Genomic DNA, 24,776 nt, shown 5'->3' on the forward strand with positions numbered 1-24,776 from the left:
AGGTGATACTCGATGAATAGCGCAAAAGGCAACTATCTTTCTGCGACATTGCTTACTATCATGGGGCTTTTGGTTGTCTGCAATTTATATACACTGATTCCACTTTATCAACCGATCAGTCTGGAATGGCAGATACCAGAATCCCAAGCAGTCCTTGCCAGCAGTTTTTTCAGTATTTTCTACGCCATCGGGCTTCTGACTTTTGGCCCATTGTCGGAAAAGCTTGGCAGAAAGAATGTCCTGATGTATGGAATGCTCTTCTCTGCCTGTGCGACCCTTTTCGTTTCTTTTGCCGGCAACATCCACTATTTATACGGATTCCGCTCCCTGCAGGGTTTTGCCCTTGGATGTTTTGCACCGGTTGCGTTTGCCTACTGCTTTGACCACTATACAGAAAACCTCCGCACCATGACCATTTCCTTCATCAATGCTGCCTTTCTGCTGGCGGGGATCGCCGGTCCATTAGTGAGCGAGTGGCTGGAGTACTCCTATAGGTGGCAGACGGTTTTTATTGTCTTTGGCTTCTTATACGCCATCACTTTTGTATTATGTGCAGTGATCCTGCGCCATTCCATGTCGGGTGCAGCTTCACAAAGCAAGATATGGCAACCTTTCTTCTACCTTTTATCCGATAGGAAGCTACTGACCTGTTATCTTATTGTATTTTCCTTGCTGCTTTCGTTTGTGGCATTCTATGACAGCCTATATCAATATCTGCTCCTCACATACCCCGAACAGCCGTTTATCCTTGTACGTTCCATAGGTTTGATCGGTGTGGTTTCCTGTTTCTTTTCCAACAGCCTGCAAAAGCGACTGAAAGTCCCGTCGTTGCTGTTATGTTGCTCGATTGCCATTATTCTATCGTTTGCCCTGATACTTATCCATCCCGTTCCCATAGTCATCAGCCTTGCTTCCATACTTTTTGTTGCCGCCATTTCCATCTACTTGCCAAGCATCATATCCTATGTCGGGATGCTCGGGGCTCAATACCGCGCAAGTGCCATCTCCCTTTATTCGTTCACCCTGCTGTCAGGGACGAGTTTCGGCCCGATTATCAGCCACGCCTTTTCTTTTGCGATGACACTATTGATCCTGTCTTGCTGGTTCATGATCAATATCCTTCTGCTCTATTGGATAAAAAGAAAAACACTTGAATAGGACCTTCATTCAAGTGTTTTATAAAATTAATTAGTCGCCATAGAGGCTTCTGAAGCGCTATCGTTCAAATTCTTCATGCGTTTTTTCAGGAACAGCCCTTGACCGATCCCAAAAAGGTTACCGATCACCCAGTAAAGGGCAAGCGCAGATGGCAGGGTCAGTCCTGCAATTAGGATGAATACCGGCATGATGTTCATCACCATTTTCATTTGCGGCTGGATGTCCGGTGTCAAGGTCACCCTCGTCTGTATAAAAGTAGTGATTGCAGCCACGACAGGCAGGATAAAATAAGGGTCGGATTGACCTAGGCTGAACCAGAGAAAGGAATGCTCAGCAATTTCCGTCGTTCTTCCAATTGCATAATAGAATGCCATAATGATTGGCATCTGGATCAATACCGGCAGGCAGCCTGCGACAGGGTTGATGTTATGGGACCGGTAAAGCTCCATCATTTCCTTTTGCATGTTCTGCTGCTCTGCCTGATCCTTTTTCCCTTTGTATTTCTCCTGGAGAGCCGTCATTTCAGGTCTTAGCTTTTGCATCGCGACAGTGCTCTTTTGCTGCTTCATCACGAGCGGAAAAATTAGAAGTCGGATCAGGATTGTCACGACAATGATGGACAAGCCGTAATTGCCTCCTGAGAAATCTGCCACACTAGTCAAAAGAAGTGACATCGGATAGATAAAATAGTGATTCCACACTCCTTGGGTATCGGAAGTGATCGGCTCACTCATACTGCACCCCGTCATCACTGCCATTAAAACCACCATCAATACTGCCATAATAAATTTTTTCAATGTAGTTTCCTCCTACCAATTTTCTAAGTTTTACTTAATATCAGTAGAAGGAAGGGGGTTCCTCATCATCGATTGTTTCCTTGGTAGGACGTTTCCTGTAAACGAATGCCAAGCGGTTTCTCCTTTTCCTGTTTACCTGAAAAGAAACCGCCCCGCTCGTATCTAAGGATGGAGAGCATGAACGGGACTGATAAAAGACCTGCCTCGACTCCAGATAAAAACAATACGTGACAAGACATAATAATGTAGCTGTTACATATGGTGCATATAGCAAAATATCAAGATAAAATTCCATTTATAAAAACCTGCCTTACAGGTATTGGTTTCACACAAAAAGAAGTACGGGTCCATCTAGTGAAAAGTTTCAATAAAAGTATTTCCCTATAAATAAAAGATACACCTAGTCTGCTAAAAAAACTAGGTGTATCTTATTGTAAATTATAGATGCTCACTTTCATAAGTAAAAATCTCCCTGTATCTTTCCATCAGAAGCTTCTTATCTATTTTCCCTACCGCTGTCTTAGGGATCTCTTTTACAAAAATGAATCGCTTGGGGACTTTATATTTTCCAAGCCTTTGAGAACAGTAGGTAGTCAGCTCCTTTTCTGATGCCGGTCTCTTTAGAGACACAACTGCGAGAACCGCCTCCCCCCATTTAGGATGGGGAATCCCCACCACACTGACTTCCTTAACGGCAATATGCTGGGAGACCGTCTGCTCAACCTCTGTGGGATACACATTCTCCCCGCCAGAGATGATCAAATCCTTCGCCCTCCCGACAATATAGAAATAACCATCTTCATCTTTTTTCCCAAGATCTCCTGTGCGCAGCCAGCCATCACATTTCACTTTATCCGTTTCAGCTTTATTCGACCAGTAGCCGGTAAATACATGGGGACCTTTCAGGAATATTTCCCCTACTTCATTCGCCTCTGCAACCTTATTGTTCTCTTTTACTATTTTCACTTCATTGAACATCATGGGTTTTCCGACAGAACCTTTCTTCCCATAGGCTTCTGTCGGATCGATGTAGAAATTGTTCGGACCTGCTTCAGTAAGTCCGTATCCCTCCTTGAAGAGCTTTCCTTTACGGAAAAAAGCTTCATAGATTTCCAATGGACAAGGTGCACCTCCAGATAGAAAGGTTTTCATGGACGGAAAGCTCTCCTCGGCAAAAGCAGGATGTTCAATCAGCATATGGTACATCGTCGGTACCATCAGAACCACTGTACAATGATAAAGGGTCAATAAATCCATCACTTTATCCGTCTGGAAATCCTTCATGATAACGACAGTCCCGCCTGCCATCAAAAGCGGCGTGGACAGGGCATTCAACCCTCCCGTATGGAACATGGGCAGGCAGGTGAGTGTAACATCCCGTTCACTTAACCCCCAACTGATGATCGTATTGATTGCATTGCTCGCTATATTCCGGTGAGAGAGGATTACCCCTTTAGGTTTACCTGTCGTTCCACCCGTATAGATGATGGCCGCATGCTTGCAGGAATCCCCCAGAGGGAGTTCTGCAGATCGAGACGCATGAACGGGTTTTGTTTTCAAAGGAATCGTTTCAAAAGGAAGACCCTTACCCATATCACTGAAGTCCTGATGAATAAAGACACACTTAGCCTGGCAATCTTGCAAAATAAAAATTAGCTCCTCTTCCGATAATCGCCAATTCAGCGGAACAAATATTGCTCCCACCGCCTGGCAGGCAAACAGCAATTCAAAGTAGGACGGGTCATTGGGAGACAGCATTGCCACCCTATCTCCCTGTCCGATGCCAAGTTGATACAATCTATCAGCCATATTTAAAGTGCGATTATACAATTCCTTGTAATTCCAATGCTCTCCAGTTTCCCCATCTATAATGGCGATTTTTGTAGGAGACAGTTGTGAACGCTTTACCAGCCACGATCCATCAAATGCCACTTCCATCTCTCCCTTATCCTTTTCAAGTAATTACCACTATAAGGGTGAGGGGTTACAAAGCAGTTACACACAAAAAAAGATGAACCCCTTTTCAGGAATCCACCTTGTTTTTGATCTATCAAACTTCCTTCACTTTTCTTCTCTTTATCACGTAATAAAACGCCGGTACGAATAAAAGGGTAAAGAAGGTGGAGAAGAAGATCCCCGAAATGATCGAGATTGCCAGCGGTGTGAATAGCACATCTCCGCTGAATGCAATTGGAATCAATGCTGCAATCGAGGTAAAGGCAGTCAGTACGATCGGCCTGAATCTCGCTTTTCCCGAATCGATCACTGCTTCACTCAGCGTGGCTCCCTCCTGTAATCGCTGCTCCATAAACTCAATGAATACCGTTGCATTGCGGACAACGATACCAGCAAGCGATACGATACCCATCATTGCCATGAATCCAAGACCTGTCTGCGTCAGGAACAGTCCGATCACTGCACCTGAAATAGCAAGATACACGGAGCTCATGATCAACAACGGCATACGCAGGGAATTGAACTGAATGACCATCAGGATGTAAATCAAGAAAACAACGATGATGAACAGTTTACCCACTTCAATAAAGAAGTCGCTTCGTGCTGAAGACTCCCCTCCAACCGAGATGGAAGTGGTATCCGACTCATAGGAAGCTGCAATCTCCTTGACCTGCTTTTCTAGCTTCTGTTTATCCTCATCACCAGGATAGACCCGGACTGTAATGGTTCTATCTCCATCTTTATGCGGGATAAGCGGCAAGGCTTCCGTTTCCTCTTCTGTGACAAGCTCAGATATTGGAACAAGTACAGGTGCACCGAACTCTGTGGTTGCAAACTTGCTTGGAAGCTCAAGATCCGCTATATTCAACGTTTCCCCTTCTCCCATCAAATCCTGGACGATGGTTAACGTTTCCCTCTCTTTATCTGCTTCATACGAACCTACAGGTATGCCTTCGGTTTTCAGTCTGATCAGATTACTGATTTCCTGTGCGGTTATGCCATGCTCCTCCATTGCCTCACGCTTTGGAACATAATTGATCGTTGGCAATGGTGTACCTACATCATCTATTACCACACCGCTTCCTTCTAAGCCTTCCACTTCTTCTTTCAGTCCATTTACTTTTTCCATCAATTCATCGATATTTTCACCAACGATGGAAAGTGCTATCGGGGCACCAACAGGCGGGCCGGCTTCAATGGTGGATAGCATGATGACACTGTCCGGATTTTCTTCTCTCAGTTTAGGTTGCCATTCTTCAATCGTTTCAGCAGCTGATTGTTTTTCGCGATCGACTCTAAGGACGATCTGTCCTGTATTTTCACCGGAATTGGATAGTTTGCTGCCGAAAATGCCGGGTTCCCCACTCCCCGCAAATATAGTGGTTTCATAGATATCCTCGTCACTCTTCAGGCTTTCTTCCATCGCTTTCAGCCTTGACGCGGTCTCATCCATCGGGGTTCCTGCAGGCAACGTGACCGTCACAGTGACTTCCTCCCTGTCTGCGCTCGGGAAGAAGACTACCGGAATGAATGGTACCAACGCATAGGTCGCGGTACAGAAAATCAGGACCGCCAAACCTGTAAGAAGCGGCCTTTTTACAATCTTCGTTAAAATTTTGTCACTATACCAACTGCTGACCTTATCGATTTGATTACCCAGTAATCCATCCTTTGTTTTCTTACGGCGTTTATTTTGTCGCCATGCAAGAAAAATTGGAACGATCGTCAGCGCCACGATCGTCGAACCGATGATTGTTGAAATCAATACAGTCGGCAATGCGGAAATGAAGGCACCATTCGGACCGGATATGAACGTTAAAGGCAGGAATGTAAACACGATTGCCAGGGATGAAGTGATGACAGAAACTCTCACTTCTTTCGTCCCGGTCAGTGCCCCCTTCAACGGCCCATCTCCAAGCTGGTAACGCCTTTGGATATTATCATTCACCACAATGGCATCATCAACAAGGATACCGAGGGCGATAATCATACCGATGATCGAAATCTGATTCAAATCAACTGATGCATATGGCAGCGGGATAAGTCCCAGTGCGATCGATATCGGGATCGATAATGCAACCAGAATCGCGGATACTGCATTTAAGCCAAAGAATGTTATCAGCACGACGACAAAGATGGAAATAAGGAATGAGATGCCCAAATCATTGAATATCTTGCTCACAATCTTGTTTTGGGTATAGTAAAGATCCATTTCAATCTCATCCGGCAGGTCCTTGGCAAGGCGCTCCATCTCCTCATCCACTTTTGTAAAGAGTGTCGGGATATCCACGCCCTTTTCCTGCATGATGGTCAATGACAGGGCAGGAGTGCCGTTATAGAAAACAAGGTCTTCTTGGTTTGCCGGAACTTGTTGTAAGCTTGCAATATCCCTAACATACACGGAATCTCCGGCTTGAGATTTTTTAATAAAAACATCTTCTACATCTTCGATTGATTCAAAGTGCTCCAGCGTAAGCTGGGAAACCTTGTTTCCTGCCTGCTGACTGCCCAGCGGGGTGATTTCGAGTTCATTTTGAATGCTGGTAATCACATCAGGCAGGATGATTCCGGCTTCCTGCATTTTTTCGGAATCAAGATTTAATGTATAGCTTGACTCCTCCAACCCTTTTACAGCTACTTTGCGGACTCCATCAATCTTTTCCAGTTGCGGAATCCAGTCTTTAATCAATTCTTTTTGTTCGAGCAAAACAGAACGGTCATCATTCAACAAGTGATAGGATGCAATGACTCCCATTTGAATGTCCGAATTTACCGTCGGTTCAAATGCATCCTCGGGAAATTCACGACTCACATCCGAGACAGCCTGACGGACGAGCGAAAACACTTGATCACGATCTGCATCGTCCGACAGTTCCATCACGATATTGGAGATACCGACACCTGAAACGGACGTAACGCTATCCATCCCTTTAATATCAAGAAGCTCCTTCTCCAGTGGTGTGGTGATATCCCTTTCGACTACATCTGGTGCAGCCCCTGGATAGACTGTGGTAATCGTCCCTACATTGACGGAGATCTCCGGTATCTCACGCTTTGGTATCTGAAAATATGTGAGCGTACCGATTACAACTAGCAATAGCATAAAAATCAATGTTACCTTTGGTTTTTTAATAAGTGCATTGAACACCTGGATGTCCTCCTATACGGGTTTATATTCAAATTTGACTATATTAATATGATTTCATCATATAGGTTAGAGGATAGCGAACGCAACATTGAATATGCTCAGGAAGAAGGTTTTGTTTTTGGCGCATAAAAAATAAAAAAACACCAAGTGCATCACTTGCACCTGGTGTTCATTTTTCAAATTCTACATCATGATGCCGCCATCCACATGAAGGACGGTTCCATTTACATAATCGGACTCATCTGATGCCAGGAATAAATAGGCGTTGGCAATATCGCTCGGTTTCCCAAGGCGCTGCAACGGTATTACCTGCAAAAGTCCCTGGATCACCTTTTCCGGGACAGTCTCAACCATGCTGGTTTCCACAAAACCAGGTGCAACAGCATTAACATTGATTCCCTTTCGGCCGAATTCCTTTGCCCATGATTTAGTCATTCCTACCACCGCTGCTTTGGAAGCGGCATAATTGGTCTGACCGACATTCCCATACACGCCGGAAACAGATGATGTATTGATTATTTTTCCCTGTCCTTGCTCCAGCATATGAGGAACTACCGCCTGGGTACAGTTGAACACCCCATTGACATTGATATCCATCACTTTCTGGAAATCCTCGTTGCTCATCTTAAGCAGCATATTGTCCTTTGTGATGCCGGCATTGTTTATCAATATATCAATCTTTCCAAACCTTTCTTTCACCATCCGGACCATTTCCACAACCTGTGCCTGGTTGGAAACGTCCACCTGGTAAAATGTCGCTTCCCCCTCTGCCTGCAGCTCGGAAACTCTCTTTTCTCCGGCCACGGCATCATAGTCCACCATTGCCACTTTTGCACCTTCCCGTAAAAATACCCGTGCCGCCTCGAGCCCCAGCCCATTGGCTGCACCTGTGATGATTGCTACTTTACCTGCTAGTCTCATTGGTATTGTTCCTCCTGTGTTTTCACGAATGTTGTGATCGCTTCAAGCAGTTGAGGCAAATCATCCACCAAGGCTGAATGTCCGCACCCTTTTAACTGTATGAAACTCGCTTTATCCCCTAGATCTTCGAGAATCTCCCCTGTCATCTGTTCTGTGATGACAAGATCCTTTTCTCCTGCAAGAACCAGTACCGGGATGTTGATATTGTTCACTTCCCCGGTCCCATCTTTCAGCCCATTGTTTTTTTCACTGATATTAAATGTGTTCAGGGCGTGCAGGATTTCCGGGTAATTGCGCTGTGTCATCATATCTTCCAGATACTCCTGATAACGATCCTCTTCAGGTCGGTTATCGTGATAGATCGCATAATCCCAAATCATCCGCAGCATGTCCTTATCTTTCGATTTGTACGCTTGTGTAATGGGGATGGTTCTTGTTTTATCCGCCATAACCTGATCAAAACTGGTCAGCCTTTTGGAAAAGTCCTGCTGACCTGATTCATCCGTATCAAAAATCGGATATCCTCTCGTAGAGGCGGATGCGAGCAGGATCAGTTTATTGCAATAGCCTGGATTATCGGCAGCAAATTGCATGCCCACCGCTCCACCGGTCGACCAACCGACCAAGCAGAAATCGGAAAGATCCAGTTCATCTACAAAAAGCTTGATGTCATCCGCTAATTCCTGGATGCTATAGAATTTTTCATGATAGCTAGACTCCCCGAACCCCCGCATATCCACTGCTATCAGATGAAATGAAGGATCGATGTTCTCCATGACAAGGTCCCAATGTTTAGAGGAGGTCATATTACCATGGACAAGTAATATTTTTTCCCCGATTCCTTCACGCTCTCTATAACCGAATGTTTCTCCATTTGCCAGTTTGACTGTTTTCTGTTCGATAGCACCCATTCATCTCACCCTCCTAATTGTTAGCTTTTCCCCATCTGATGGTTGTGGCTCCCCATGCATACCCGATACCCGCACTAACAAGAACGATAATGTCACCAGCTTTTATCTTTCCTTTTTCAAGGGCAAGCTCAAGCGAAAGGATCTGGTCGATCTGGCCGATATGCCCGTATTCTTCAAGATAGATAGATTGGCATTGCGACAGTCCAAGTTCCTTTAATACATAGTCATGAGCCGACCTCTTCATATGAAGGATGCCTAGGTAATCCACATCTTTTTCTGATAAGCCGCTCCTTTTCAAAGACCCTCGTATTGCTTCAAGGAAATTCCTCATCGATCTTTCCTCAAGCCTTGTTTTCATTCCTTCGGGATCAAGGACGTCCAGTTTGTTCAAACCCATTTCGAGTGCTTCTTTTGAGATGGGATGTTTCGTCCCTCCCGCTACCACTACGACATCCTTTGAAAAGGACCCGTCCGTGATCAGGTGGGAAGCAAGCAATTCGTTTTCTTCAGGATTCTTTTTAAGAAGAAGAGCCCCGCCTCCCGCAGCCAAGTTGAACATAAAGCGGGTCCTTTGGTTTTCATAATCGATAAAATCTTCATTGCGATAGCCGCCTGCCAGCAGTACGGTGTTAATGGAATCATCACTAAGCATCATATCCTTGGCTATCTTCAGCGCCATGATGGTGGTGCCGCAGCGTAAAGCCATATCAAACCCTATCGCATTCACCGCTCCCAGGCTATCCTGCATGAAAAGGGCTGCTGTCCATAATGGATATTCCTTATGCTCTTCTCCGATATAAATGATCAGATCAATCTCTTCAGGTGTTATTGCCGACTTTTCAAGGGCAATTCTTGCGGCTTTTATCCCCATTTCACATGTATGGTCTTCCTCTGACGCAATGGGCTTCTGTTTGATTCCCAACTTTTCTTCCACCACATATATAGGTATTCCAGATTTTTCTGAAATCTCCTTGCTCGACATGAAATTTTCAGGGATATAAATTCCGGTACTAACAATTCCAATGCTTGTCATCGCCTTCACCTGTTTAAAATATCTTTCATATATTCATATACTTCTTCCAAGGAAGCTACCGATATCTCTTCCTCTCCTTGCACATGGCTGACAGTAATCCTCCAGACAGGATCTGTGTGTTTAACATCAACTAAGCTCGCGCACCTGACGACAAAGGATGCTACGCTAGGCTGTGTGATCATCTTTTTCCTCCTAACTAGAAATGTTGTTATCGTTTTTTACTGCACTTTGTTTTATTTTTCTTTTTCCAAACCATATCCTGACGGTCCCGATGATGCCTTGCGGGAAGAACATGACGACCAGTATATAGAGGATGCCAAAAAAGATGATCCAACGTTCAAAAATCCAATGCACCTTCGCTAGATCTGTTAACCAATGATGCGCAAATTCGATCAGGCCTGCCCCAAGAATCGCACCTATCAGCGTTCCCACACCACCGATGATGGTCATCAATAAGGCATCGAGCGTCACATCCACCGCAAACACGGAGGTATTGACAAAGCGCAGGGTCAGCACATAAAGGCTTCCGGCAAAGCTTGCCACCACGCCGGCAACGACACTTGCGATCACTTTATAGTGGAGAACATGAAAGCCGAGCGATTCGGTTCTGTTTTCGTTCTCCCTGATCGCCTGTAGCACCCTGCCTAACGGGGAATGGGTGAATCTTCTTAGGAGAAGGAAAATGCCCGCCATCATTAATAGAGAAACAAAATATAACGTTATCCGATCCTTTAGTGGGTCCGGAATGGAAAAGGTGAACCCGTCATTTCCGAATGTCAGGGATCTCCACTTTTCAGCTACCACTAAAAACAGACCGGAAAAGGCTAGGGTAAGCATTGCATAGAAATGACTTTTCAACCTTAAGGAAAGCATCCCGACGAGATAACTGATGACACCTGCAATTACTGCCCCTACAAGTACGGCTAGAAGCAATGTCGCTATCGTACTATCAAACTGCTTTAGAATGACGCCGGTACTATAGGCCCCGATACCAAAGAACATTGCATGCCCAAAGGAAACGATACCCGTGTAACCAAGGAGAATATCGTAGCTCATCGCGAATATCGCAAACAGGAATATTTGTGTAAACATGATTAATAGCGTACGAGAATCCGAGACAAACGGTACGGTCAGTAGCATGATGAAAATGAACAGATACACTAGATTAGGTTTTATTTTGATCGTCTTCATGCCCTCACCCCTTTACTCCAAATAAGCCTTGCGGACGGAAGATGAGCACAGTTGCCATCAACAGCATGTTTACAGCCAATGCAAGATCCGGTACATAGTACGCCATAAAGCTTCCACTCAATCCCACCAGGATGGCCGCAAGAACCGAACCTGTTATACTGCCCATACCGCCAATGACCACCACGATGAAGGCAAGGATGCCAAACTCCAATCCCATTTCGGCATATATGACTCCCGAATATGGACCAAGAAGCATTCCTCCAAGTGCCGCCATGGCTGCCCCCACCATGAAAACTAGCATAAAGACTCTTTTAATATTGATCCCCAAGGCTTGAACCATTTCCTTATTGATTACACCTGCCCTTACGATAAGGCCTATTTTCGTATTTCTCAGAATATAGTAAATGGCCCCAAAAACCAGTGCACCGACAATAATTATGAAAACTCTGTATTTGATGATGATAATGTCCCCAAACTCCCAGCTGCCGCTAAAATAGGAGGGTGTTTTTGCACTAAGCTGATTGGGCCCGAAAACAACCTTGATCATTTCGCTCAGTACAAGCATCACCCCCAAGGTGATCAGGATCTGCTGGACATGATTTCCGTAAACAGGCTGAATGATAAACCTTTCCAGGGCCAATCCCAGAATCAGTCCTGTCGCAATGGCAGCGAGAATGCCTAGCATGAAACTACCTGTCGTACTATAAATCCAGATACCTGAAAATGCCCCCCAGGCAAACAAGCCTCCATGGGCGAAATTCAGTACATCCATCAAACCGAATATCAGCGTCAATCCCGCAGCCAGCAAGAATATCAGCATCCCTGTCGCTAATCCGTTGACAGCAAGGTTAATAAAAACCTCCAATATGCTCCCCTCCTTTTATGCAATCCCCAAATAGTGCTTCCGAAGTTCCGTATTCTCTTTTAGCTCTTCCATCAACCCGTTATGAACGGTTCTTCCATCATCCAGGATATAAAAGCAATCCCCGATGGTACTTGCCATATAAAAATTCTGCTCCACCAGAATGATGGTGGTCTCCTTTTTCATCTGTTCAATCGAATGCATTACCTTTTCTACCATGATCGGTGCAAGCCCCTTGCTAGGTTCATCAATCAGCAGGAGCTTGCTGTTATTTACATAGGCACGGGAAATCGCCAGCATTTGCTTTTGTCCGCCACTCAAATTTCCGCCATGCTTTTTCCAATAGGTTTTCAGATCTGGAAATAAATCCAGGATCCATTCGAGGCGGGAAAGCGTTGTTTCATCATGCTTTCGCATGGCGACCTTCATATTCTCCTCTACCGTCAATTCCCCGAATATCCCCTGATCCTCCGGAACATAACCGATTCCTTTATTGGCAATTTCGTATGTTGCAAGCCCCGTAATTTCCTGCCCATCATAGATGATGGAACCTTTTTGGGGCGGATTCAATCCCAGGACACTTCGCAGAGTGGTTGTTTTTCCTGCACCGTTCCTGCCGAGCAACACTGTCACCTCTCCCTGCTTCGCTTCAAAATCAACCCCTTGCAAAATATGAAACTGGTCAATATAGGTTTGAAGCCTTTCCACTTTAAGAAGCGTTGTCATCATACAATCCCCCTAAATATGCCGATTGCACGGTTTCATTGTTCATGATTTCTTCAGGAGTGCCATCCGCCAACAGCCTTCCATTGAAAAGCACTGTCACAGAATCAGATAGATCGAGAATCATATCCATTTTGTGTTCGATCAAAATGATCGTACGATCTCCTTGAGCTTTTATCAGCTTTATCACTTCCAGGATGGCAGGTACCTCCTCTATCGACATTCCAGCAGTGGGTTCATCCAGAAGGAGGATCTCGGTTTCCAATGCCAAAAGCATCGCAATCTCAAGTTTTCGCTTTTCTCCATGCGCCAGGTTCCTCGCGAGTGAGTCCGCCTTCTTATCCAACAGTACTGTCGTTAAAAGTTCCATGGCCCTCACTTCAAAATCCTTGAAGTGCAGGAAGTGGGAAAACATGTTGTATCGGACCCCTTTTTGCGATTGAACGGCAATCCTTACGTTCTCCAAAACAGTTAAGTTAGGGAAAACATTGGTTATTTGAAAGGAGCGACCTATCCCTTTTCTCGTCCGCTTCATCGGAGTCAGCTTCGTGATGTCCTCCCCTTTCCAATAGACCTGGCCCCTTGTCGGTTTCAGTTGCCCGCTTAGCAAATTGAAAAAGGTGGTTTTTCCTGCACCGTTTGGACCAATGATCGATTTGAAATGGTTGGGCTCGACCTTAAAATTCACCCCGTCCACCGCAACATGCCCTCCAAAAGCTATCGTTAGATCCTTTGTTTCTAAAATGGGATTCACCTTGCTTCCCTCCTTTTAGTTTTTATGTAAGTTCAGAAATATAGCACGAAGGAACTTTAGAGCAGAGCTCCAAAGTTCCTTTCTTCATGATTAATTTCGAACTGGTGGGGCCGTTTCCTCAGGGGATAGCTCCCTGATCAGAACTGGCACAGGATAATCTACCCCATCCACCTTTTCCAAGCGAATTGCATATAGGGTCTGCATCGCCTGATGATCTTCAGGGCGGAATGTCATTTGACCCTTTGGTGTATCAAAGCTCATTCCTTCCATCGTTTTAATGATTGTATCTGTATCTGTATTCCCCTCTGTTTTCTTCAGGGCTTCGACGATGGCAATTGCTGCAGACATCCCGCCTGGGGTAAACAGATCCGGCACTTCCCCATTGAATTTTTCCTTATGCTTTTCCACGAGCCAATCGTTTATCGGATTGTCGGGCAGTGTATGATAGTAAACTGAAAACCCTTCCATCCCGATCAACTGCTCCATTGTGGCAAGTGCTGCAATATCAGGGGCACCAGTGGAAATCTTGATTCCCCTGTCCTGCACCTTCATATCTGATATCTGGTTCCATGGTGAGTTTGCCCCAGCCCATACGACGAAAAGATAGTCAGGTTTTGCATCCAGGATTTTCTGGATATTGGATGTGAAATCCGTTGCTGCCGGATCTGCATACTCTTCCAACACGATATCCGCTCCGAGCGCTATCGCAGCTTCTTTGAATGCTGCAACTCCGTCATGACCGAACGAATAGTCAGGGGCCAGTGTAGCAATTTTAACTCCTTTACCTGCGATCGCCGCCGCTCCAGCCACTGCATCCTGGGAGGAGTTGCGCGCCGTACGGAAAATGTATTTATTCCAGTCGGCACCCGTAATGCTATCCGCTACAGCCGGTTCCACAATCATCACCTTTTCATATTCCTCTGCCAGAGGCAGCACTGCCAATGTGTCCCCGGAACTTGATGATCCCACCAGGAAATCCACTTCATCTTCTTCTAATAGTTTAGTAGCTTTTTGGATGGCGACTTCCGGTTTGGTCTCCGTATCCTCCACCACAAACTCGATCTTATGGCCGTTCACTTCCATGGTTCCTTCTGTTGCATAATCCAAGCCAAGTTCAAAGCCCTGTACCGTCTGTTTTCCATAGGTTTCCAATGCCCCTGTCAGGGAAGCCAGTACGCCCACTTTGATCACCTTTTTATCATTTTCCCCGCTTGAAGAATCCGAATCTGTCCCTGCATTGCTGTTACAGCCGGCAAGCACCAATATGATCATACAGGCAAGCAGAAACCCAATTTTCCAATTTTTCATTGATTTTCCCCCTCATTAACTTTTATTAGAAAAGTTGTACCCCTATCGTAAAAGGGAGGGGTTACAAATGAGTTACATATAAAAAAATCCCCCAAACCCACACATTGAGTGGCAGGAAGGGGGCATTTACCGTCATTCAATTTGCTTTACCGAGTACCATGTCATACATCTGCTTGGTGGTGGACATTGGTTCCACACCAAGTTCATTTTCAAGATAGGCCTTACATTTTGCAAACCATTTCATTGCCTGTGGTCGATTATTTTTTTGATAATAACAGAACATGAGAAGCCGGTATGCCTCTTCCCATGTCGGGTCCTTTTCGATTATCTTTTCGCAGTAGTGGATGGCTTGATCAAAGCTTCTTCCTGCAACAAGCAGCTGTGCTATTTTTTCACAAGCACGTAAATAATAGACTAGTAGCCGTTCTCGCTCATTCAAGCACCAATCCGCATACTTCTGTTCAGGGAGGAAATCCCCTTTATACAGTTCCAGCGCTTTCTCTAGCAGTGTTAAAGCTTTACCCGGCTCCTTTTCATCCAGCCCGATATGAGCGAGCGTTTCAAACTCCATACAATCCAGAACATAACCGCTGCTTGGATTCAATCCATAGGTGTTTCCGTTTCTATGGATGAAAAAAGGCTCCATCCGCGCTTTTCGGTCAGGCTCCAAAGCATTGTTCAATGCATTCAAGGCTACCTTGAAATCCCTTGTCACTGTTTTTTCGGGAATATTTGGCCAAAGTGATGCAAAAATGTCATCTTTGACAATCTGCTTTTTCCTTTTCGTCACAAAAAACTCCAACAGCTCTTTTGCTTTTATCCGCTGCCAGTCCTTGGAATCCAGCTCTTTTGATCCAAGCCAAACCCTCAATCCTCCAAGAGTCTGGATTTTCAACGTATAGCCTGGATGATTATGAGCATTCGCAAAGCCAAGTTCATTCAGCAGGGATGTCACGTACGTACGCTGAATATCCCGTTGTTCTGCTTCCTGTAGCAAGGGTGTGAATTTCTGAATATCGCTTGGCCCGAATGTTGTGCGGTTAAATAGCATGAACTCATAGTTGCCAGATTGAAGAAGCAACAAAAAGCGGTTCATCGAGTCTTCGAAGTTCGCCCATTCTTCCTGCCCATGAAAATGGATGGAGCGCCAGTAGTAGAAAAGTAGCTCCCCATATTCATCGCCGCACTTTTGAAGCAGACTGTAGGCACGCACTCCATAGTAATCGACCTTCTCCCATTTTCCATTCACGATCGATGCTATTTTCATGGATAGATAGATTAAGCCTGAAAGCCAGTTGTCCTTGACCAACTCTGTTTCCTTCAAGGCTTCCTCCCCGCAGATGATCGCTTTTTCATATGCACCTTGATTGGCAAATAAAAGACATAGCCCCATATTCGCTTCCGCTTTTCCTCTTGAAATATTCAATTCATCCATGATGTTCAAAGCAGTTTCATAGCATTGCTTGGCAAGTGTCGCATCATAAACTTCCATCAATTGAACCGCATGACCCAATCGGATCCAGCCGCATGCCTCCACAAAAGGGGCCTGCAATTTGATCCCCTGCTTGATCCCCGCATCCGCCAATTTCTTTGCCTGTTCCGCATTCCCCATAAATACCTCTACTAAAGACAACAGAAGATCTGTTTCTCTATGGGATTGAGGCAGGATGCCTTCCACCTGTTCCCTTTTAGTGGAGGAAAGCAATTTTTTGGCCTTTTGCAGCTTTCCAGAGCGGAGCATTATTCTCGGTTCCAGATTATTCCCTGAAATATTCTTATAGGAAGCTTCCACCTTATCAAACCATGCCAGCGCCTTTGTCGCCTGACCTGCATTCAATAGGTTCTCCGCCATAATGGAATAGAGCTGATTTTGCTCTATGGCCTCCACCTTAGTAGTGCCCAGCAGTTGGATAGCCTCAGAGAGCAGCCTCTCTGCTTTTACCGGCTGGATGGTGTCCAAATAGATTCTTGCAATCCCCTTCAAAGATCTAATGGCTGCAAGTGCATCACTCGACTCCCTGGAGGCTGTCAGTGCCAGCATATAGGCTTTTTCCGCTTCTTCATACTGGCACCGATAGCGATAGATTTCACCTTGGATAAACCAGAGCATGTAGTACTTTCCCTTAATCCTGTCATTGATCTTCAGTAGCTTTTCAAGCATATAAGAAAGCTGTCCCTGTTCGATAAGCTGCAAGCCAAACTCATGAATCAATGCTGCTATGGCTGAATAATCCGCCATCTTTTCCAAATGGGAGATGGCGGATAGTATATCCCGTTTTTTTATATACCACTTCGAACATCGTTTGTGCAGCAGGATATATTGCTCTTCCTGCTGCTTCAGCCGCCTTTCCAGAAACTCCTTGAATAACGCATGGTAGCGATATTGATTGGCTCCTGATGCGCTAATGAATATATGCCTTTCAGCAAGTGTCTGCAACAAGTAGTTCGATCCGTTGATACCAAGGATCTCATCACACATTTCGCCTGTCATGATATCAAGGATCGAGGTTTGCTCCAAAAACTGTTGTACCATCGGGGTTTGTTTCGTGAAGACCTCTGTTGCCAAATATTTGAACAGATCGTCCAATGTCCCCGACGTGGAGATCAGGCCATTTTGGACCGACTGCTCCCCCAACCTTTGGCTCAGAAGCCCTATTGCCATTACCCATCCTTCGGAAAGGGAATACACCTCTTCTACCTGCTCCTCTGTTACATCCATCATATAGATATCCTGTAGAAGGACCTCGACCTCTTCTTTGGAAAACTTTAAATCCTCTTCATTAAATTCCAAAAGTTCATTCTTTACCTTCATTGCTGTGAGAACATCCCAATCCGGAAATTCCCTTGATATCAATAGGAGATGCAGGTTTTGGGGGATATGCTGCAGCAACCAATGGAACCATGTGACAATCTCCGCATTTCCCTGAACCAGATGAAAATCGTCTATGATAAAGATGATCGGTTCCTTGTGATGCAACAGTTCATTCAAGAATAAAGAGCATAGATCCTGTATTTCCTCATCCCGGATATACCTGTCCATTCTTTCGAGATAGGAAAGAATCTTTCCTCCGAATCCTTCTTTATCCCTTCTGATGGCATGAACGACATAACGAAGAAAAGGAATCAGTTCATCATCAAATTCTGTCGCAGTATACCAATATGCAGAAACATCGAATGTAGGAACAAAAGAAGCCACGATGGTGCTCTTTCCATACCCGGGACCAGAATGGACAATGGTCACACTATGACTGGTAACCGCTTTCATTTTTCTTGCCACTTTTGCACGCCTCAACACATAATCCTTCACGATTGGAGTTGTGAGTTTTGTATGGAGGATTGTGCTTGTATCATGTGAAGACATTATCCTGCCCCCTAGTTCAGAATATTCCATCTTTTTATTCTATTATAATGGAAAAATACATAAGGCACATACGCTTTTACATAAAAAAGAGAGCCGCCTCAGCTCTCTCCAACTATTCTCCAACTATTTGAAAGTTGTACCAAATTCATCGGCCGGCCAATAGCGGATATGAACCTTTCCAACAATGTCTTCTATTTTTATAAAGCCGAAATGACGGCTATCCCGGCTGCCAAGACGATTGTCCCCGATCACAAACACATGACCCTTCGGAACCTTTTCTACACCGGTCAGTTCTTCAAGAGTAAAGTCGCCGGTGAAATTGCCGCCAAGTATCCGAAGATTATCCGAGCTGATGAACGGCTCCAGCACAAGTTTATCATTTACATACAACATATCTCTCTTATATTCTATTTTATCTCCCGGTAACCCTATCACTCTTTTCACATAGTCTTCCTCGGTGTTGTCCTGATGGAACACGACAACATCGAATCGTTCCGGTACAGAGAAAGCATAAACCATTTTATTTACCATCAGGAAGTTCCCTTCTTCTAATGTAGGGTTCATGGAATGGCCTTCCACTACATAATTGGAAAAGAACAGGGCACGGATCATAATAACCAAAAGGAAAGAGACAAGCAACCACTTCATCGCTGATTTACGCTGTACGTTTGTATTCTTTTCTTTCAATTCATAACCCCCGAAATTAATCTGTTAGGTCTATTGTACCAACAATCATCCATTATCACAATATACTGAATTCTCGATAATATTCTATTTTATTTATCTGCCGAAAGCTGCAGGCGCAATTCTACCTTTTTTCCAATATACCATAAGACAAGCATGATCGTTAAAGCGATCACTGTTTTAATAGGGGCACGGATAAAAGATATAATATCATACCCGATATAGCTTATTGTAAAAATCATGACCATCTTACCCGCTAACAGCGCCAGAAAAAACTGATAGAATTTTATCCGTGATAAACCCGCCACCATATTGATCAAAAATGACGGAGTGAAGGGGAAACATAATAAAAAGAAGATCGGCCCGAATCCATGCCTTTCAATCCAGGACATCGTCTTTCTGATTTTCTCTTTTTCAAGCTGCCTCTGAACCCATTTATTTCGTTTAAGCTTTGTAGCCAAAAAGTAAACAATGACCGCACCCACAACCGTTCCCGACCATGAAATCAGGAACCCCAGCCATAAACCAAATGCCGCAGCGTTTGCCATGACAATCACAATCAGCGGCAGAAACGGTAAAAACGCTTCTAGAACCACCAGTAAAAATCCCGGTAGCGGGCCAAAGGACTTATAATCCTGAAGGCCCTCCAAAAGATTATCCATCGTTAGCAGATCTTTCAAGAAATTTATCATATCCATGTAGGTTAACTCCGCTTCTGTCTATATCTATCATCTCTTATTGTACTAGTTATTTCTATAATCACCCATAAAATTACACAAAATCTTTACATTTTTTTATAAAGTATTAAATACCCGATTAAAAGAAAAAACAACCACCCATTCACTTTGCGGAATGGATGGTTGATATAATATTTTTAAGAAGCGGTACCTTGTTGCATGTAAAACACTTCCCAGAGGTGTCCGTTTATATCTTCAAAGCCCCAGCCATACATGAAGCCGTGATCCTGTGGGTCATTGGATGGCTTTCCTCCGGCTTCGAATGCCCTGTTCACGATTTCATCCACCTCTTCCCGGCTATTGGCAGTAAGGGCAATGATGACCTCCGAGCTTTTGGCTGTATCCGAAATGTCCTTCTTTGTAAACGACCTAAAATAATCCTCCACGAGCAGCATCGCGAAAATATTTTCACTGATCACCATGCATGTTGCGTTTTCATCAGTAAACTGGGGGTTGAACTCAAATCCGATTTTCGAAAAGAATTCTATCGTCTCATCAAGATTTTTCACCGGCAAATTCACAAATATCTTATCTGCTTTTAAAGCCAAGCTTTTCACCAGCCCTTCAATTTTTTGCTACATCTTAAATATTTCACTGCAAACTTATAATCTCCTTCTTTAGCTTACGAAAAAAGGAGATAACAATAATGTTCTAACCTTTTGTCCTTTTATTTTCCGGCTGCTTCAGCCAATGCCTGATTCCTTTTCCGGCCAACGGCTCATCATTGTATCTCGGAATCACATGAAAATGACTGTGAGGGATGGATTGGTTGGAAGCAACCCCCACATTCCACCCTAAAGTATAGCCATCTGGGGAGAACTTTTCATCGAGATATCCTTTTGCCTGCTGCAACAGATCATAGGAATCGTTCCATTCCTCCCTTGTCAGCTCAAAAGTATTTTCGCGGTGTTTTTTCGGGACAATGACTCCGCAGCCTTCGAGCACGTCCTGTTCTTTATCGTGCTGAAGGAAATAGCAGGTTTCGGTTTCAAAGACTATATTTTGATATGTATCGTCCTGCGGGTTGCAGAATGGGCAGTTTTTTTCGTAGGTCATGGTGCCTCCTTGGGATTATCGTTTTTCTTTTGTTACAGTGCGCGTTGTGTGAATGCCCAGCGGTGTCCGTCCACATCATCCAGCTCGAATTCGATATCTCCCCATGGACGGGTGACAGGCTCGCCAATCGGCTGGCTTCCCAGATGGTGGTCGATCGGGACCAGCCCGTTCTCTTTGACCTGTCTGAAGTGCTGATGAACATCCTCGACTGCGGCATGGACAGCCGTATCTCCGGGAGTCACCGTGTCGGCTGGATGAAGCATGATGAGTCCGCTGCCTAAATGGAACCAATGCATCCCTTCGTATCCGTGCGAGTATTGGAATCCCGCTTTTTCGTACCATTCTTTTGATTTTTCAGTATCCAAGCAAAATAAAACGAGGTGATCGAGTCCTTTGATCATATATATGTTCCTCCCGGCTTGATTTTTGAGCATAACTAAAGATTTCTTCAGGATATTTGGAAGTTCTCTAGCGGATTTAGGCCAATTTCCTGTTTGCAGTATAGAAAGCTTAAAGTTTTTTGGGGTGCAGCCCGCTTTTCGATGAAAATAATTCATATATCAACGGATTTGACAGAGATATCAACGAAAAAAATTTTTTATCAACGAGTTTTTCGATATATCAACGAAAAGGAGGCAGATATCGATAAAACGCACTTTCCGACAAAATTCGCCGCAGGAACAGCCCGCCCGCGTACAATGACAACCAATGCAATGTGCCCACCCCAACCCCAGCACCGACCCCATCTAAAATCCAAAAGGGCCCTCCCCCACCTCAGGGAAAGGCCCCCTCCTTGTGCTTTCAATCCGAATTCCCTTCTATTCTGCACCCTCCAAATATTCCACAAACCAGTTCTTGATATGGTTTAATCGGTGGACCCTGAGTGCCGGGTTGCCGCTTCTGGACAATTCATGGTTGGAATCCGGGAATCGGACGAACTTGGTTGTCTTGCCTTGCTTCTTCAATGCAATGAATAGCTGCTCCGCCTGCTCGATCGGACAGCGGTAATCTTTTTCACCGTGAAGGATCAAGAGTGGTGTGTTTACATTCGCTACGTATTTGATCGGGGAGTGGTCCCAAAGCTTCTCGACCTTGTCCTCCATGTTCCCTTTTACTTCCCATTCGGAAAAATAGTAACCGATGTCACTCACACCATAGAAGCTGAGCCAGTTGGAGATGGAGCGCTGTGTGACCGCAGCCTTGAAACGGTCTGTGTGCGCCACCGCCCAGTTTGTCATAAAGCCGCCATAGCTTCCGCCGGTAATCCCCAGGTTCTTCTCATCAATGAAATCGAAAGTTTCCAGTGCATAGTCCATCGCACTCATGACATCGATATAGTCCTTGCCGCCGTAGTCGCCACGGACCGCATCGACAAACTCCTGACCATAACCATGGCTGCCGCGCGGGTTTGTAAATAGGACAACGAAGCCTTGGGAGGTGAGGACCTGGAACTCATGGAAATACGTGTTGGCGTACATCGCATGAGGGCCGCCGTGAACTTCCAGGATAGTCGGGTATTTCTTTCCTTCCTCAAAACCTGCAGGCTTCATGATCCAGCCATGCACGTCCCATCCGTCCGGCGCCTTAAAGCTGATCGGCTCGGCAGCGCTGATCTCCACTTCTTCCTTCCACGCTTTGTTCACATGTGTAAGCTGCTCTCTTTTCTGTGATCTGAAATCAAGGTAGTATAGCTCACCAGGGTCAGTCGAGCTGCTGATCCCCACGATCGCTTCATGGGAATCCGTCAGTATGGATACTCCATACACATGCTCACCAGGAAGATGGATAGGGTACATCGCTCCATCGATGGAACCGTAGTAGATGCCCGTCCCACCTTGATCACTCAACAGGAAGTAGAATCCGTCACTATCCTCCGTCCACATGAGTCCGGGATTCACATTGCCTGAATGAAAATCGCCGATTGCCACATCTCCCACTTCGATATCGAGATTTTCCGTGAGGCAGTGCAGCACTTCCGTTTCCAGCTGATACACCCAGACACGAGTCAACGTGGCACTCTGGAACTCTTTTTCATGGCCCAGGAATCCAAGGAACGCTCCGTCCGGGGACCACGTAATTGTAGAAAAGAAGCCGTTGCTATGCGTCACTTTTTTCTTTTCCTTTGACTCAAGATCCATTACGTACACGTCCGTTACAAGCACTTCATCCGGATTTTCCTCGAGATTCGCTACAAATGCCACTTTCTTGCCGTCCGGGGACCAGGCTGGGCTTCCATAGTCACGGTCGCCTTGTGTCAGCTGGGTAATCTCCTTTGTCTTGAGATCAAGCATAGCCAAATGGTCATTTTTCTTATCCAAAAAGCCTTTTGCATCCGATTTATAACGCAGCTTTTCCACTACCATCGGCTCAGGCTTTTTCTTTTTCTCCTCAGTCTTGGCACCTGCCTTCAGATCTTCCTCCGACTCCACAGCCGTACTGAAAAGCAGCTTCGTACCACACGGGGACCAGACAGGGCTTCCTGCACCGTTTTTACAGAAAGTAACTTGCTCTGCTTCGCCTCCATCCACCGGCATCACATAGATTTGGGCTTTTTCATTTCGTGTGGAAACAAAAGCCAGCCTGCTTCCATCGGGGGACCATCTCGGACTGGTCGCTCTTCCTTTTCCCGATGTGAAAGGCTTTGCCGCACCATCCAGGCTTCCGACATAGATGGTGGAAAGATACTCATTATCTTCTTCGCTGATTGTTGTCTGCACATAGGCAAACTTGCGGGAGTGCTTCTCCCACTGCGGATCTGTCAGGGATGTTAGTCGAAATAAATCGTTCGCTTCTATTTTTCTCTTTGTCATAGGAAACTCTCCCTTATGTATGAATTCAGTCTTACCTGTTTATTTCGACAGGAGAAATAGATACCCTTTATTAAATGAAAAAAAGCTCGAAATTATTCGAACTTAAAAAGTTGCTTGCATAAATTTTATCAATTAGTATAAAATAAATACGAACAGATGTTCTTTTTCCGAAAGCAGGAGGATTAATTTATGACAAGACTATCAAAAGAACAAATACACCTCTTTGAGCAAGCCATCTATCTTCCCTTATTGCTGATTGTCCTGGAGCGGGATACCGTCATCATCCGGGAAAGCACATTGAAATTGAAAGAGCCCTATCTCACCCTGATTGACGAGGTCATGAAAAAAGTGCAACTTCAGCTTAAACAAGTGAAAATGGACATGAAAGAGCAAAAGATGAAACTCCATAAATTAAAACAGGATGAAGCCTTTACGATGTATGCATTTCTCTTTAACGGCTATGAGGAGCACCATAATTATTTTAATCCGAGGATCCGCAATAAAATCAATGACATGCTGCTCTTTTATCTGGTCCATAAAGAGGAACGCCTGATTAGTGGAAAATAGGAAGTGTTTCTGTTTTATCGGAAGTTCTCAGGCATACGTGTAATCGGTTCTGTTCGTTCACCGCAGCATAAAACACTTCCTTCACATCTGCAATTTTTTGCTTTAGAAGCTCTTCACGCAGCCAGGCTTCATTCAAGCCTTTATAATGAAGTGCTTCCTTTTGGATCAGCCCATCAATGATAACCGGAAACTCAACAGCATTCCGTACTGGGCTTCCATTGTTATGTTCCACTTTCATCGCTTCTTTTTCTGGCTTAAGCTTTACCGACATGTCTCCATTTGCCTCCACCAGGGCGAAATGCACATCCTCGACCCTAAACACATCCTTTTGACGCAGCATCTGCAGGACATTGTCAATCGAATAGCTTATCTTCCGCATGTTGTGGATATGGAACTGACCTTCATATATCACCAAAGTGGGTTCAAAGGATAAAAACCCGCCGACTTTCCGGTTCTTTATTTTCCACCAGGCAATGATTTTTTGGAGCAACGCGATTCCAATGATTGCTCCTACAGTCGGGAGGTGATGTATTTCTGGGTCCGCGATATCCGCCCCCACCACAGAACCGAGCGTCAATATAACAAGAAAGTCAAAGACCGGAAGCTCACCGATCGAGCGCTTCCCCATGAATAAAGTCACCAGCAGCATCAGTGGCATTATGGTCACGATACGCAGCATCACCTTCATTAAATCGCCAATAAGCTCCACAGCAGTCACTCCCTTCCTTTTTAGCATTTTTCAAATAAAAAATCCTATGCACCATTCATGCCTTTTCATGGAAATGTCCATAAAAAATAA

At 44.9% G+C, this 24,776-nt stretch carries 23 protein-coding genes; 2 read left to right on the forward strand and 21 right to left on the reverse strand.

Annotated features, from left to right (window positions below; translation table 11 throughout):
• Positions 1–12: 12 nt before the first annotated feature.
• Positions 13–1,158: an MFS transporter gene (locus JOC95_RS12425; protein ID WP_204416685.1), complete on the forward strand. Its 1,146-nt coding sequence runs from the start codon at positions 13–15 to the stop codon at positions 1,156–1,158.
• A 26-nt stretch (positions 1,159–1,184) separates the two neighbouring features.
• On the opposite strand, the gene yidC is transcribed toward JOC95_RS12425, so the two are convergent.
• From yidC to JOC95_RS12525, 20 genes are all read right to left on the reverse strand, one after another.
• Positions 1,185–1,940, reverse strand: coding sequence for a membrane protein insertase YidC (gene yidC / locus JOC95_RS12430; RefSeq protein WP_204417274.1), 756 nt, complete (start codon positions 1,938–1,940; stop codon positions 1,185–1,187).
• 55 nt (positions 1,941–1,995) lie between these two features.
• Positions 1,996–2,250: a hypothetical protein gene (locus JOC95_RS12435; RefSeq protein ID WP_204416687.1), complete on the reverse strand. Its 255-nt coding sequence runs from the start codon at positions 2,248–2,250 to the stop codon at positions 1,996–1,998.
• Between the two features lie 143 nt (positions 2,251–2,393).
• Positions 2,394–3,893 carry a class I adenylate-forming enzyme family protein gene (locus tag JOC95_RS12440; protein ID WP_239582880.1) on the reverse strand — a complete coding sequence of 500 codons (1,500 nt, stop codon included), beginning with the start codon at positions 3,891–3,893 and terminating at the stop codon, positions 2,394–2,396.
• A 112-nt stretch (positions 3,894–4,005) separates the two neighbouring features.
• On the reverse strand, positions 4,006–7,059 hold the full coding sequence (locus tag JOC95_RS12445; protein ID WP_204416689.1) for an efflux RND transporter permease subunit: 3,054 nt from the start codon (positions 7,057–7,059) through the stop codon (positions 4,006–4,008).
• 183 nt (positions 7,060–7,242) lie between these two features.
• Positions 7,243–7,980, reverse strand: coding sequence for a 3-oxoacyl-ACP reductase FabG (gene fabG, locus JOC95_RS12450; protein ID WP_204416692.1), 738 nt, complete (start codon positions 7,978–7,980; stop codon positions 7,243–7,245).
• On the reverse strand, positions 7,977–8,891 hold the full coding sequence (gene phaZ / locus JOC95_RS12455) for an intracellular short-chain-length polyhydroxyalkanoate depolymerase (protein ID WP_204416694.1): 915 nt from the start codon (positions 8,889–8,891) through the stop codon (positions 7,977–7,979). The genes fabG and phaZ overlap by 4 nt, the downstream gene beginning before the upstream one ends.
• Before the next feature lie 13 nt (positions 8,892–8,904).
• Entirely contained in the window at positions 8,905–9,924 is a 1,020-nt protein-coding gene (locus JOC95_RS12460; protein WP_204416696.1) for a 3-oxoacyl-ACP synthase, read from the reverse strand.
• Between the two features lie 5 nt (positions 9,925–9,929).
• Positions 9,930–10,106: a hypothetical protein gene (locus tag JOC95_RS12465; RefSeq protein ID WP_204416699.1), complete on the reverse strand. Its 177-nt coding sequence runs from the start codon at positions 10,104–10,106 to the stop codon at positions 9,930–9,932.
• Positions 10,107–10,116: 10 nt separating this feature from the next.
• Positions 10,117–11,115 carry a branched-chain amino acid ABC transporter permease gene (locus JOC95_RS12470; protein ID WP_204416701.1) on the reverse strand — a complete coding sequence of 333 codons (999 nt, stop codon included), beginning with the start codon at positions 11,113–11,115 and terminating at the stop codon, positions 10,117–10,119.
• Positions 11,116–11,119: 4 nt separating this feature from the next.
• On the reverse strand, positions 11,120–11,980 hold the full coding sequence (locus JOC95_RS12475) for a branched-chain amino acid ABC transporter permease (RefSeq protein WP_204416703.1): 861 nt from the start codon (positions 11,978–11,980) through the stop codon (positions 11,120–11,122).
• Between the two features lie 15 nt (positions 11,981–11,995).
• A complete protein-coding gene (locus tag JOC95_RS12480; RefSeq protein ID WP_204417278.1) occupies positions 11,996–12,703 on the reverse strand; it encodes an ABC transporter ATP-binding protein in 708 nt (235 codons plus the stop codon).
• Complete coding sequence (locus tag JOC95_RS12485) at positions 12,687–13,454, reverse strand: ABC transporter ATP-binding protein (protein ID WP_204416705.1); 768 nt, start codon at positions 13,452–13,454, stop codon at positions 12,687–12,689. Before JOC95_RS12485 ends, JOC95_RS12480 begins: the two co-directional genes overlap by 17 nt.
• Positions 13,455–13,544: 90 nt before the next feature.
• Positions 13,545–14,762 carry a substrate-binding domain-containing protein gene (locus JOC95_RS12490; protein ID WP_204416707.1) on the reverse strand — a complete coding sequence of 406 codons (1,218 nt, stop codon included), beginning with the start codon at positions 14,760–14,762 and terminating at the stop codon, positions 13,545–13,547.
• A gap of 136 nt (positions 14,763–14,898) precedes the next feature.
• A complete protein-coding gene (locus tag JOC95_RS12495; protein ID WP_204416709.1) occupies positions 14,899–18,123 on the reverse strand; it encodes a BTAD domain-containing putative transcriptional regulator in 3,225 nt (1,074 codons plus the stop codon).
• Between the two features lie 123 nt (positions 18,124–18,246).
• On the reverse strand, positions 18,247–18,771 hold the full coding sequence (gene lepB, locus JOC95_RS12500) for a signal peptidase I (protein WP_204417280.1): 525 nt from the start codon (positions 18,769–18,771) through the stop codon (positions 18,247–18,249).
• Between the two features lie 128 nt (positions 18,772–18,899).
• Positions 18,900–19,505 carry a TVP38/TMEM64 family protein gene (locus JOC95_RS12505; RefSeq protein ID WP_204416711.1) on the reverse strand — a complete coding sequence of 202 codons (606 nt, stop codon included), beginning with the start codon at positions 19,503–19,505 and terminating at the stop codon, positions 18,900–18,902.
• A 176-nt stretch (positions 19,506–19,681) separates the two neighbouring features.
• Positions 19,682–20,092, reverse strand: a complete 411-nt coding sequence (locus tag JOC95_RS12510; RefSeq protein WP_204416713.1) for a VOC family protein — start codon at positions 20,090–20,092, stop codon at positions 19,682–19,684.
• Between the two features lie 103 nt (positions 20,093–20,195).
• Positions 20,196–20,600 carry an HIT family protein gene (locus JOC95_RS12515; protein WP_204416715.1) on the reverse strand — a complete coding sequence of 135 codons (405 nt, stop codon included), beginning with the start codon at positions 20,598–20,600 and terminating at the stop codon, positions 20,196–20,198.
• A 32-nt stretch (positions 20,601–20,632) separates the two neighbouring features.
• Positions 20,633–21,001 carry a VOC family protein gene (locus JOC95_RS12520; RefSeq protein ID WP_204416717.1) on the reverse strand — a complete coding sequence of 123 codons (369 nt, stop codon included), beginning with the start codon at positions 20,999–21,001 and terminating at the stop codon, positions 20,633–20,635.
• A 417-nt stretch (positions 21,002–21,418) separates the two neighbouring features.
• Positions 21,419–23,410 (reverse strand): S9 family peptidase, encoded by a 1,992-nt coding sequence (locus tag JOC95_RS12525; RefSeq protein WP_204416719.1) that lies wholly within the window; start codon positions 23,408–23,410, stop codon positions 21,419–21,421.
• A 189-nt stretch (positions 23,411–23,599) separates the two neighbouring features.
• Here JOC95_RS12525 and JOC95_RS12530 point away from each other — a divergent pair, with 189 nt between their 5' ends.
• Positions 23,600–23,977: a YhjD family protein gene (locus JOC95_RS12530; protein WP_204416721.1), complete on the forward strand. Its 378-nt coding sequence runs from the start codon at positions 23,600–23,602 to the stop codon at positions 23,975–23,977.
• Here the strand turns inward: JOC95_RS12530 and JOC95_RS12535 are convergent.
• Complete coding sequence (locus JOC95_RS12535; protein ID WP_338083094.1) at positions 23,964–24,686, reverse strand: DUF421 domain-containing protein; 723 nt, start codon at positions 24,684–24,686, stop codon at positions 23,964–23,966. The genes JOC95_RS12530 and JOC95_RS12535 overlap by 14 nt on opposite strands.
• Positions 24,687–24,776: the final 90 nt, after the last annotated feature.

Origin of the sequence: Sutcliffiella tianshenii (genome assembly GCF_016908565.1) — a bacterium.
In the GTDB taxonomy this organism is placed as follows: Bacteria; Bacillota; Bacilli; order Bacillales; family Bacillaceae_I; genus Sutcliffiella_A; species Sutcliffiella_A tianshenii.